The following is an 11,688-nucleotide window of genomic DNA, read 5'->3' on the forward strand; positions in this document are numbered from 1 at the left end:
TTACGCGCGCAGTTCGTCAAGCGCAGCCTGCAGGTCGGCCTTATCCTGGACGCCGACAACGCGGTCAGCGGCTTCGCCGTTGTGGTAGAACTCGATGGTCGGGACGCTCCGGATGCCCTTTTCGCTGGCGAGCTCTTGGAGCTCGTCGATGTCGACTTTCAGGACTGCGGCGTCGGTTTCGGCAGCCAACTCCTCTACTGTTGGGGCCAGCATCTTACAGGGGCCACACCAGTCGGCGTAGTAGTCGACGAGGGCAACCTCGTTGTCGGCGATCAGTTCCGCGAAGTGGTCGCTGTCGGATACGTGGATCGGCTCGGTAGCTGCTTGGCTCATATTACCTTCTTCGGTAGCATTACATATAAGCATGGAGGGGCGATGCCGACAGCACACACAACCGCTCGGGTTTAGCCGTCGATCGTGTAGTTCAACACCACGCCGTCGTCCAATTGTTCGATATCGTCGAGCGTGAGCGCCGGGAACTCCTCGGTGAAGCCGTCGCCGTCGGCCAGCGTCGGCGCGTCTCGGCCGCCGATGAGCATCGAGCCGACGAACACAGAGAGTTCATCGACGAGTCCCTCCTCAAAGGCCGAGGAGATGAGTTCACCGCCGCCCTCGATCATGAGCCGTTCAAGCCCCTCGTCGGCGAGGCGGTCGATCCCGGCGGCGAGATCAACGCGGTCGTCGCCAGCGACGATGAGCTCCGCGCCTGCATCAGCCAGTTCGGTTCGCCTGTCTTCGGGTGCCTGTTCGGACACAAGCAGGTAGGTCGTCGCCTCGTCGTCGAGAATGCGGGCATCGAGTGGGGTTCGGGCTGTCGAGTCAGCGACGACACGGGCGGGGTTACCCGGCCGGCCGTGTCGCTGTCGCTGCACGCGGCGGTCAGTCACGTCAAGTGTGAGATGGGGGTCGTCAGCCAGCACAGTGCCGACGCCGACCATGACGCCGTCGGCGGCCGCCCGGATTCGGTCGACGCGGTCAAAATCCTCGGGGCCGCTGATGGCGAGTTGCTCCCGGCGTCGGGAGGCGAGTTTGCCATCGACGCTCATCGCGGCGTTGACGACGACGTGCATACCGGCATTCAGCGCGTGATCGACATCTGGGTTTCGGTCGCCGCGTAACCGCGGCACTAAGCTACTTGCCTGCTGAACCCAAACGCGGGGTATGGTGACCCTGTATGCGCTCGATGGGTGTCCGTACTGCGAAAACGTCCACGACGCCCTCGACGACAACGATATCGACTACGAGACGAGCTGGACAGACCCGCTTCACTCCGATCGCAACGATGTCAAACGCGTCAGCGGGCAGCGAAGCGTCCCCGTCATCGTCGACGAGGAACGCGGTGTGACGATGGCCGAAAGCGAAAATATTCTCAGCTTTATCGAACGGAGTCTGGCATGACGATCTACACCGGCCGCGGCGACGAGGGACTCACGGATCTGCGGGATCGCTCGCGGGTGTCGAAAACGAACGTCCGGATCGAAGCCTACGGCGTTGTCGACGAGGCCAACTCGCTGATCGGCCGGGCGCGACCGACCGGTTACGACGATGTCGACGACTGGCTGGCCGGCGTCCAAAACCACCTCCATATCATCCAAGCGGAGTTCTCGATGCCGGAGGCCGACGATCCCTCGATCGAGGAGGCCCACGTCGAAGAAGTCGAAGACTGGATCGACACCGCTGATGAGGAGCTTGACCCGCTCACCGAGTTCATCCTGCCGGGTGGCAGCGACAGCGGGGCAGCACTCCATCACGCCCGGTCGGTGACCCGGCGGGCCGAGCGGCGGGCGGTTGAACTCGCCAACAATGAACCGATCAACGCCGAGGCGTTGGTGTATCTGAATCGGCTCTCGGACGCACTGTTTACGTTCGCGCGACTGGTCAACTCACGCGACGAAATCCCTGAGGAATCGCCAAGCTACTGAGCAGTGCTGATCAGTGCTCGCCATTCAGTCGAAGAGAACCCGGCGACGACCGACGGGACAGACGGGCGGATGACGGTCGTCGCGGTGCGGATGATGCCAACGATGCCGTCGGTGACACGACGGAGGCGATACGATGCGGTCGCAACGGAAGCAGGAATCCGTCGGCGACCGTATTTTTAGGTTTGCCTAATCCAATGTATAGGTTTCGGTTTAGGCGAGCCTAAATAGTGCGTGGCCGAACGCGGTTCGTCACCTCCCCCAGCGTGGGCGGCGATATCGCGGAGAGAAGCCTTTAAGTCCAGCCGAGTGTGAGTTTTCGCTGTCGGGTCGGTGGTCTAGTCTGGTTATGACGGCTCCTTCACACGGAGCAGGCCGACGGTTCAAATCCGTCCTGACCCATTCGATTTCTTGCGCGTTTGAAGGAGTAAGCCGACAGGCTCGCGGTCAATGCAGCAGTCACAGCAGCAGGACTGACCAGCTTCGCGCAGCCGTCGGCAACAAGGATACTAGGGTCTCCTCACTGAGTCGAACGCAGCCGGGAGAGACTGCCGTCGAAACCGATACTCAGTGATCCGTGGTTGTGTCGACTTGGGCGTCGATCCAAGCGGTAAGGTCGTCGCCGGGGACGAAGCCCTCGGCATAGCGGGCAACTGGGTCGCCGTCGACAAACAAGACAAACAGCGGCACGCTCCGCACCTCAAAGCGGTCGACGAGCGGCGGGTCGTCTCGTGGGTTGACGAGAGCGACCCCGATGTCGAGTTGGCGAGCAACGTTGCCGACGATCGGTTCCATGCTTGCACAGATGCTACAGCCCTCCGTGTAGAACTCGACCAACGCGATCTCGTGTTCCGAGATGAAGTCATCAAGGGCCGCTTCGTCGGCAAGATTGGTTGGGCGGGTTGTCGCTTGGGTGTCCGCCGCAGTATCGGCTGTCTCAGTCATAGCGAGAAGTAGGGGGGCTGGCTATCTAAGGCGTTCGGCCAAACTGAATCCCGGTCTTGACCGCGGTGCGATCCACCTCGTAGGTATGGCATGTGATATCAACCCATGAAATTTTGCCTATCGAGCCGAAATATGTGTTATGAGTTCGATCATTCTCTCGGTTTCCGCCGAGCAACAGTTGCTGCTGAAACTCCAGTCGATGGTCGTGATGACAATCTTCGGGCTCATCGCCGGGCTCGCGCTCAAGCAGGTGGTACGGGCGACCCTCGGGGATGGCTTCATCGACGCCAGCCCCTCCCGGCAGTCGCCGTGGCGATAACAGTCACCGCGTTGGGAGAGAGCATACCTCTCGAACTAGTCAGTGGCTGTCACCGTCGACTCACACCGTGGAGGCGTACGGGCGACTGGGAGTCAAAAGCGGTGCCGGTGTGGTAAAATCGGGAAACGCAACCGTTGTGAGTCCGCGTTGTGACAGTTCGAATACCTATGTATTGTACATATTTTCTATACTTATTCAAACATACATTTTGTTAAAACCGAATGTTCACCATTTATTATATATCCGAAACGGTTATACTGGCATATATGTTTAATTAGGGCCATGCTGGCCCAGACTGAGAGCCGCGTCGGCCGGAAACTGCAACGATTCATCACCAATATTCCCGATGGGAGTCGGATCTCAGATGATGCATTCGAGAGCCGCCATCGGGGCGTGCTCATCGCGACAGCGCTGCAGTTGCCGATTATCTACGCGATCAGTCGTCTCACAGGCATCGAATCGGTCACTGGGGCAGAGCTGCCCGCCATCCCGCTGACCCACTCGATCGCCGGGATCGGGCTCATCGTCGGTTTACTTGGACTTGCTGTGGTGCCAACCTTCCCACGACGGGTACGCACCTCACTCGCCTCGTTTGGCTTTATGACCACGGCCGCGGTATTAGCCTACTTTACTGGCGGCTTCATCGAGGCACACTTTCTGTACTTTGTCGGCGTCGGTGTCGTCGCGCTCTACGAGGACTGGGTGCCGTTCGGCGTTGCGATCGGCTACGTTGCCACCCAACACAGCGTCTTCGGGCTGATCGAGTGGTTTACGGTCTACAATCATCCGGCTGCGATGGCCAACCCGGTCGTCTGGGGCGGCATTCACGCGGTGTTTGTCAGCATGCTTTCGGTCGCCATCCTGATCAACTGGCAGTCGCTGGCGATCGCCCGCAACGAGATCGAAGCCCAGATCGAGGAGGTCGAACAGGCGAAAGACAACGTCGAACAGCAGCGTGCAGAGGCAGACCGACAGCGACAACAGGCTGAACAACAGCGCGAGGAGATGGCTGCGCTCAACACGAAGTTGGCCGACTCCTACGGAAGTGTGATCGATGCCTGTGCGGCCGGGGATCTGACACAGCGGCTCGACGAGGATGTTGACAACGAGGCGATGGCAGAGATCGCAACCTCATTCAACACCATGGTCGACCGGTGGGAAGACACCGTCATGGAGATTCAGTCGTTTGCGACAGCCGTCTCAGATGCAAGCGAGGAGGTGACAACGAGCGTGAGCGAGATCGAACAGGCCGGAGAGGATGTCGCCCGATCGGTTGAGGATGTCTCCCGCCGGGCCGACACCCAAAACGAACAACTCGAGAGTGTGTCCGGGGAGATGAGCGATATGTCCGCGACGATCGAAGAGATCGCGGCCTCCGCTGAGGAGGTGTCGTCGACAGCAGCGATGGCCGCTGATCAGAGCGATACCGGTCGGGCGCGTGCGGCCGACGCAACGGCCCAGGTCGACGAGATCGAACACCAAGCCCAGGCGGTGGCCGATCAGGTCGAAACGCTGGACGAGAAGATGGCGGAGATCGACGCGATCGTCGATATGATCGATGAGATCGCCGAACAGACCAACCTGCTTGCGCTTAACGCCTCGATTGAGGCCGCTCGTGCAGGCGAGGCCGGAGATGGGTTTGCGGTCGTTGCCACCGAGGTAAAATCACTGGCTGAGGCGGCCTCTGAGGCAACCGACGATATCGAACAGCAGATCACCGAGGCACAGTCAGTGACCGACGAGACAGTCGACGGCATCGACGCGATGACCGATCAGGTCGCCGAGGGTGCCGAAACGATCGACGCAACGATCGAGATCTTCGATGAGATCGCCGATGTGATCGATGAGGCCGAAAGCGGCACCGCCGAAATCTCCGAAGCAACCGACGATCAGGCAGCGTCCTCTACAGAGGTAGCCTCGATGGTCGACGAGGCCGTGACGCTGAGCGACAAGACGGCGGGCGACGCCGCCGATGTGTCGGCCGCAACCGAGGAACAGGCTGCCTCTCTCAAGGAAGTCACCGACAGCGTCCACGAACTCTCAGAGCGGGCCGCCGCGCTTCGCGATGAGATCACTGCCTTTGAAACATCGAACATGGAGACCGAACCGACGCAGACAGCGAGTTCCCCGGCCCCCAAAGCGACCGATGGCGGCCAGCACACCCCGCAGTAACGCTCCCACACGCAGGGTCGACGAGCGTTGTATCGTTCGTGTCTGCCAGCGTACGGTCGTCTAGCCGAGGATTTTTATTCGTCGATGCCTTGGTGATTGTTGCCATGTGCCACCACGTCGACATGGACATTGACTGGGAAGACGCCGTCACTGAACAGGATACCGAGATGCTAACCGAGACACCCGAGGCCGACGCCGAGGAGCCGGAACTCGACGCCGAGGAATCACCACCGGAAGCCGCGCCGCCAGCTGACGACTGAGCCCCGTTGTAATCGGTGGTGAGTAATCCCCGTGTCACACGCCACTTACTCACGGTCTCACGCCGCTGGAATTGGCCGTGAGCCAGTGACAAGGAAACAGTGCAGTGGGCCAACGAAACTCGTTCGCAGGACAGCAGGTAGTTTTCCGATCGCTCGACCTATCGCTGTCAGTTATCTGCTGCTGCAGCCGCTAACTGTTCTTTGATGAACTGTCCAGCATCCTCGTCTGAGCCGCTGTCGGCCCCGCGCAACAACCATTCATCGGGTTCAGCCCCTTGAACGAACATCGCTGGCTCCCACCAGACATCTGCACACCACGCTGTCCAACTAATTGCGTCGTGTGATTCAAGCCAGTTCATAAACGGTTCTCCGAAGTCGGCTGTCGTCCCGCCTAACCACCGATCATCGTAATCTCGCCAGCCGAATTCGGTAACGAACAGCGGATGTGTCTCATACACAGCTTCGACGCCACCCCCACCAGCCGTCTGCCCATCCCACGCACGGTTCTTGCTGACCGCATGGCCCGGATACACGTGGTATGCGTACGCGATATTGCCCCCGGTTACCGGATCGAGTAAGGCACCCTCCGGACTCGTTGACCACCCTGGGGAGCCGACGATAGCAACCGTATCACTGTGGTTCCGAATGGTATCAACGATCGGTTGCATGAACGTCAGAAACAACGCCCAGATATCGTTGATCGCGGGGTCGCTCGTCGGTCCCCACATCCCGGGGGTGGTTGGTTCGTTATACACCTCATAGAGAACGTGATCAGCATCGGCGTATCGGGACGCTACTGTCTCCCAGAACACCGTCGCCTCTGCTTGCAGCGACTGATTGATTGACTCCTCACGCAGCGATCCCCATGGAATCTTTTCGCCGTCTCTGTGAAAGTCGATGATAGCGTAGACATTCCGGGCAGCACATTGCGCAACGAGTGGATCGAGATAACTGCTGAGATACGTCTCCAGTTCAGCTTGCGTAAACGCCGGTGGCGTCGGTGCGACTCCATGCTCGGTATCACCGATATCGATCGGTTGGACAGGAATACGAATGACAGTTGGGTACCAGCCAGCGGTTTGATCAGTGAGATGGGCGAGGACGTCCTCACTGGAGCGTCCTCGATTCGGTGTCGTGGATCCCCGTTTTGGATCAACGATTGAAACGCCGCGAAGGGTGACAGCCGTTCCATCAGGCGTGACGAGATGGTTGCCATCGACAGCTAGCGGTGGCAACTCGGCGGTCGCGTCCGAGTGACTCTGTTTTTCCTCACGTGCATTGTCGGTGGAAAGACAGCCACTCAGGCCTGTTAGTGCGCTCATCAGTAGGAGACTCGTTCGCCTTGTCTGCTGGCGACAATCCATATCGGAGTGGTTCACAATTGGTTCCTCGGTTAGTCGTCGTCGGAGAGTACTCCCGTGTCGTCATCGGAGAACACGCCTGATTCGAACTCGTCCGGAGAGTCACGAAGCAGCCGCTCAGTCCCTTCGTGGGAAGCAAGCTCTCCTTGTTCCAGTTCATTCACCTCTTCGATCGTGTCGGCGGCAACTTTCTCAGTGACCTCAAAGGTCTCAACCGGCCGAACGACGCCCCACATCGCACCGATCGAGTGTAAGACCACCGCAACCGGCGTCAGGAGCAAAAATAGCGGCCACAGAATCGGATGTTTTCGGTAGGCGATCAGCCCAAACACCATATAGATGAACAGAATCCCGAGAAGGGCTGTCGAGAGGATCGAGTAGAGTTCCATCCCAGGAGCGGTTCCGGGTAGCAGATAGGAGGCAACAGCCAGAAACGGAACAAAGGGGGAAAATGCCCACGCGACCACGCGGGTGAAATACAGCGGCCGGTACAGCGGGGGCAGTAAATGATCGTCACCCATGGTACCGGACATCCATCGGCGTCGCTGTTTGAGCATCGCTGACACCGAGGGCGGTGCCTGGTTTCGGAAGCGAGTATTCACCAACTGGTACGTGAGATCGTATTCTTTGGCTGCCCGCCAGATCAAGTTCGTATCCTCTGTTATCGTAGCGACATTCCATCCGATCTCAGCTTCGATTGTCCGTCGGATAGCAAACCCGCCACCCCATGCATAGAGCGGATACGACAAGCGGTGGAAGCCGAGTTGTTCGAACTGGTACCCGGTGCGGAACACCTCACACAGGTAGGTGAGCCGAGACCCCGTATAGATCGGCTTCTCGGTGAATTGGATGAAATCAGCATCCGGAAGGCCGGTAAGCTCGGTGACAATCGTATCTTCGTCGAGATACAGAAGGTATTCTTCGTCGGCATCGACGTTCCGACGAGCCCACTCGACGGCTCGACCTTTGTTCGTCGCCTCGCAATCAAACTCGTCAGGAACAACATGTACCGTCGCGCCGTCAATATCGACCGCAGCTTCGGCGATAACACGAATGTCAGCGACCCCATCAGGAACAGCATTGACTGTCTGTTGAACCACTGGCTCGGCGTCTATCGTCAGCACACGGACTTGGATATCGTCGAGCCCCCAGACTTCGTCGGTATCTGTGTTCCACCCGTGGCGGAGCACAAACACTTCGAGCAGCCACCAGAGTGCCGAAAACGCATACACAGCGAACGCAACCCACAAAAAGACAGCCAGCAACCCCTGAACAGACAACAGTTCAGTCACAGATATGCTTAGCACTTAGTCCGGATTAGAATACTGTATATACTTTGAAGTGACGTGGCAAACGAAGATTGATTTGCGAACAAATGGCGACGACCCAATGAGTATTACAGACAGTGTAGGTGGCTGGAGCGGTAGCAGTGAGGGATTGCAGTGATCAGCGCGCTCGCTGGCACAGCGATTGCGCTCGTATTCTGGGTGACGCTGGTGCTGTATGGCTTTTCGTCCTTCTGGTGGCTGCTTGAAGTGACGGTGCTGGCCACCGGCTGGCGGGCCGACGATGAGAGCGAAATCCCACTCGAAAATATCCAGGTGCGAATTTTGACCTACAACTCGCCGTCGACCGTGCAGGTGACGGTCAACTCGGTGCCGGAGAAGATCGGCGCGACGAAAGTGATCGCCGAGGCCGACATGGATATCGACGGCGCGGATGTCCACGTTGTTCCCGACGACTTCGAGAGTCAAGCTCAAAAGAAGGGCCGAGCCATCGAATGGGCGCGCAAACACGTCGAGTGTGAGGAGGAGTACATCCTGTATCTCGACGAGGACAGCATCATGGTCAACTTCGAGGGGCTGCCGGCGGCCGATCTGATCCAGATTTCGGAGCATCCGCTGCGAACCGGGTCGTGGTGGGTCTATCTCTGTGAGGTGTTCCGGGTCGGCTACCAGCGCGAGCAGCGCGCGTTCCACCGGATGGCGTATCCGCTCTACGCATGGGGTGGTGCGGTCGCCGTCCGCCACGAACTCGAAAACGAGGTCACGTGGGACGTGCCGACGATCACCGAGGATACGACCTACATCTGGCGAGCCGCGAAGTATGTCGACCAACAGGGCGGCAAGTTCGAATACCGCCTGCTCAACAGGCGGTTTCGGAATCAGGCCCCGCCATCGATCCGAGAGATGTTCAATCAGCGGCGACGCTGGATGTCGGGGACACTACGGGATATGTACCGCCTCCCGAAGCGATACCTCCCGCTGCAGTTCACGCGGATCATCACCTGGACGCTATCGCCGGTGATTCCGCTGTTGTCGGTGTTGGCGTTTCTGTACCCGCAGTTCGTGCCCCAACACGGCCTCTATCAGGTCACCTCGATCGCCCTGTTCAGCATGCTGTTCGTCTACATGATCGCCGGGCTGATCGAATACAAGAAGTATCCCGAGGTGTGGCCGATCTATCTGGTGTTGACACCGCTGGTCGTCGCACTCCACGCGGTCGGCGCGCTGTGGGGACTGTTTCGGCCGGCGACGGATTTCAAAATCACCGAGAAAACGCCGGGACGGGTCACCCAAGACCAACCGGAGCGTGCAAGTTCCGAAACGCTCGCCGACCTGAATCCCGACCTCGATGCGGAGATTATGGAACCGAACAAACCAACGGAAGAAGACGAGACGCCCACCTCAGCGAATGACTAACAACTTAGCCCCAGATGTTGCCACCACCGTAGTCGGCTTCGCACTGACGGCATGTGTTGATTCCAAGGGCAGCGTAGATGCCACACGTGCCTGTCAGAGCACTTGTGACGAAAATAAAGACAAGCAGCCCGAGGCCGCCCATAGCCGCCAGCGTCGTCGTCGACTGCGGAACTGACGTGTAGAGCCACGCGATCGCACCGAGAGCAACCGGTGTCAGGAGGGTTCGGACGATTCGGTCACGGCGACCAACGTTTGTTTTTCGACCGCTCATACCATTTGTTACGTCGTTGAAATCCATAAAGCAACCGCAAACAGACCAACTAACGCCTGTATCGGCACAATCAACACCGAAGATTTCGACGACACCCGATAAAACAGATGTTACAAGCGGCGGTGTGACGAAGGGATCAACGAAGTTTTTGTGTCTTGGTAACTTTTCTCGTGGAGAGATCTGTTCGATTGGACAGTTGACCGATTCAATCCCACCCAGAGCGATGGGTTTATTACTCAGGTAGCCACTTAGTGCAGGTACATGTCTCACCACGACACGGAGGACACGTCGGATTCCCCGGCGGATCGAGTTCTTCGAGGGCACATTGACTAACACTGACGAAATAGAGTCAGTACGAATTTTCGACACGACGCTGCGTGATGGCGAACAGTCACCACGCACCTCGTTTGATTACAACGACAAACGCGCCATCGCCGAGCTGCTGGACGAGATGGGCACCCACGTCATCGAGGCTGGGTTCCCCGTCAACTCCGACCCCGAGTTCGAGGCCGTCTCGGACATCGCGGCGGCGACCGATGCGACGACCTGCGGGCTCGCCCGCGTCGTCGAGAAGGACGTCCAAGCGGCGATCGACGCTGGCGTCGACATGGTGCACATCTTCGTTTCGACGAGCGATGTGCAGCTCCAAGACTCGATGCACGCAAGCCGCGAGGAGGCGGTCAACCGCGCGGTCAAAAGCGTCGAGCAGGTTCGCGATGCGGGCTTGGAGGTCATGTTCTCGCCGATGGATGCGACTCGCACCAACGAGTCGTTCCTCGTCGAGGTCGTCGAGGCGGTCAGCGAGGCCGGCGTCGATTGGATCAACATCCCCGACACCTGTGGCGTCGCAACCCCAACCCGGTTTGCGAAGCTCATCAGGCTTGTCGGCGAACACACCGACGCCCGGATCGACGTCCACACCCACGACGACTTCGGGCTGGCGACCGCCAACGCGATGTCGGGCTTCGAGGCCGGCGCCCACCAAGCGCAGGTCTCGGTCAACGGCATCGGCGAACGCGCGGGCAACGCGGCCTTCGAGGAGGTCGTCATGTCCGCCGAGAGCCTCTACAACGTTGACACCGGCATCGACACGACCCGAATCACCGAGCTGGCGAAGCTCGTCGAGGAGAAGTCGACGATCCCGATCCCGGTCAACAAGGCGGTCGTCGGCGACAACGCCTTCGCCCACGAAAGCGGCATCCACGCCGCGGGCGTCATGGAGAACACCGACACCTTCGAACCCGGCGTGATGACCCCCGAGATGGTCGGCGCGTCCCGGGAGTTCGTCCTTGGGAAACACACCGGCACCCACTCGGTTCGGAAACGCTTGGAGGAGCTCAACTACGAGCCCAGCGATTCGGAGGTTCGGGCGGTCACCAAACTCGTCAAAGAGTTCGGTGCCGAGAAGGAGCAGGTCACCGACAGCGTGATCGCGCGCTTCGCCGAGGAGGTCGGTGTCAGCGAGATCGACTCAGAGGAGGTACGGGTCTAATGCCCGTCCCCTGCTCGTTTGCACCCGGTGAGCGACAGCCCCAGCCAACCGAGCGGGCAGCTGGGGCTTGGTGGTCAGTAGCACACCGATCACCGGAAACGCGTAACTATTATTATGAACCGTGTCATTTCTTCGGGTACGATGCCACAGCAACTCCCTCTCGGCGCGGCGGTCGACCGAGTCAGTGCTGTCGGCGTACGCGGTATTGTAGGGGTCTAACCCCGACTCCACTTTTTATCCCCAACTC

General features: G+C 59.2%; 13 protein-coding genes and 1 tRNA gene. 8 read left to right on the forward strand and 6 right to left on the reverse strand.

Annotation, left to right across the window (positions count from 1 at the left end):
• Both trxA and DM826_RS01525 read right to left on the reverse strand, forming a co-directional pair.
• Positions 1 to 333: a thioredoxin gene (gene trxA, locus DM826_RS01520; RefSeq protein ID WP_120100615.1), complete on the reverse strand. Its 333-nt coding sequence runs from the start codon at positions 331 to 333 to the stop codon at positions 1 to 3.
• Positions 334 to 404: 71 nt separating this feature from the next.
• Entirely contained in the window at positions 405 to 1,070 is a 666-nt protein-coding gene (locus DM826_RS01525) for a 2,5-diamino-6-(ribosylamino)-4(3H)-pyrimidinone 5'-phosphate reductase (RefSeq protein ID WP_120100884.1), read from the reverse strand.
• 91 nt (positions 1,071 to 1,161) lie between these two features.
• Between DM826_RS01525 and DM826_RS01530 the strand changes: the two genes are divergently transcribed.
• The 3 genes from DM826_RS01530 (at position 1,162) to DM826_RS01540 (ending at position 2,321) form a co-directional block, all read left to right on the forward strand.
• A complete protein-coding gene (locus DM826_RS01530) occupies positions 1,162 to 1,398 on the forward strand; it encodes a glutaredoxin family protein (RefSeq protein ID WP_120100617.1) in 237 nt (78 codons plus the stop codon).
• Positions 1,395 to 1,922 (forward strand): cob(I)yrinic acid a,c-diamide adenosyltransferase, encoded by a 528-nt coding sequence (locus DM826_RS01535; protein WP_120100620.1) that lies wholly within the window; start codon positions 1,395 to 1,397, stop codon positions 1,920 to 1,922. Before DM826_RS01530 ends, DM826_RS01535 begins: the two co-directional genes overlap by 4 nt.
• A gap of 324 nt (positions 1,923 to 2,246) precedes the next feature.
• Positions 2,247 to 2,321: transfer RNA gene (locus DM826_RS01540), tRNA-Val, on the forward strand.
• 165 nt (positions 2,322 to 2,486) lie between these two features.
• On the opposite strand, the gene DM826_RS01545 is transcribed toward DM826_RS01540, so the two are convergent.
• Entirely contained in the window at positions 2,487 to 2,864 is a 378-nt protein-coding gene (locus DM826_RS01545) for a thioredoxin family protein (RefSeq protein WP_120100622.1), read from the reverse strand.
• Between the two features lie 139 nt (positions 2,865 to 3,003).
• On the opposite strand from DM826_RS01545, the gene DM826_RS01550 reads away from it, so the two are divergent.
• The 3 genes from DM826_RS01550 (at position 3,004) to DM826_RS12925 (ending at position 5,615) form a co-directional block, all read left to right on the forward strand.
• Positions 3,004 to 3,183, forward strand: a complete 180-nt coding sequence (locus DM826_RS01550) for a hypothetical protein (RefSeq protein ID WP_120100624.1) — start codon at positions 3,004 to 3,006, stop codon at positions 3,181 to 3,183.
• Positions 3,184 to 3,465: 282 nt separating this feature from the next.
• On the forward strand, positions 3,466 to 5,355 hold the full coding sequence (locus DM826_RS01555) for a methyl-accepting chemotaxis protein (protein WP_120100626.1): 1,890 nt from the start codon (positions 3,466 to 3,468) through the stop codon (positions 5,353 to 5,355).
• Positions 5,356 to 5,459: 104 nt separating this feature from the next.
• Positions 5,460 to 5,615, forward strand: coding sequence for a hypothetical protein (locus tag DM826_RS12925; protein ID WP_165853220.1), 156 nt, complete (start codon positions 5,460 to 5,462; stop codon positions 5,613 to 5,615).
• A 167-nt stretch (positions 5,616 to 5,782) separates the two neighbouring features.
• Here DM826_RS12925 and DM826_RS01560 read toward each other — a convergent pair whose 3' ends face one another.
• Positions 5,783 to 6,937 carry a glycoside hydrolase family 5 protein gene (locus tag DM826_RS01560; RefSeq protein ID WP_165853221.1) on the reverse strand — a complete coding sequence of 385 codons (1,155 nt, stop codon included), beginning with the start codon at positions 6,935 to 6,937 and terminating at the stop codon, positions 5,783 to 5,785.
• A gap of 71 nt (positions 6,938 to 7,008) precedes the next feature.
• Positions 7,009 to 8,268, reverse strand: coding sequence for a glycosyltransferase (locus DM826_RS01565; protein ID WP_233735646.1), 1,260 nt, complete (start codon positions 8,266 to 8,268; stop codon positions 7,009 to 7,011).
• Positions 8,269 to 8,418: 150 nt separating this feature from the next.
• Here DM826_RS01565 and DM826_RS01570 point away from each other — a divergent pair, with 150 nt between their 5' ends.
• Complete coding sequence (locus DM826_RS01570) at positions 8,419 to 9,678, forward strand: glycosyltransferase (protein WP_233735647.1); 1,260 nt, start codon at positions 8,419 to 8,421, stop codon at positions 9,676 to 9,678.
• 4 nt (positions 9,679 to 9,682) lie between these two features.
• Here the strand turns inward: DM826_RS01570 and DM826_RS01575 are convergent, their stop codons facing one another.
• Positions 9,683 to 9,949, reverse strand: a complete 267-nt coding sequence (locus tag DM826_RS01575; protein ID WP_120100888.1) for a YgaP family membrane protein — start codon at positions 9,947 to 9,949, stop codon at positions 9,683 to 9,685.
• Between the two features lie 292 nt (positions 9,950 to 10,241).
• On the opposite strand from DM826_RS01575, the gene DM826_RS01580 reads away from it, so the two are divergent.
• Positions 10,242 to 11,441, forward strand: a complete 1,200-nt coding sequence (locus tag DM826_RS01580) for a LeuA family protein (RefSeq protein ID WP_120100634.1) — start codon at positions 10,242 to 10,244, stop codon at positions 11,439 to 11,441.
• The last annotated feature ends 247 nt before the right edge of the window (positions 11,442 to 11,688 follow it).

This window comes from Halonotius aquaticus (assembly GCF_003605575.1).
Lineage (GTDB): Archaea > Halobacteriota > Halobacteria > Halobacteriales > Haloferacaceae > Halonotius > Halonotius aquaticus.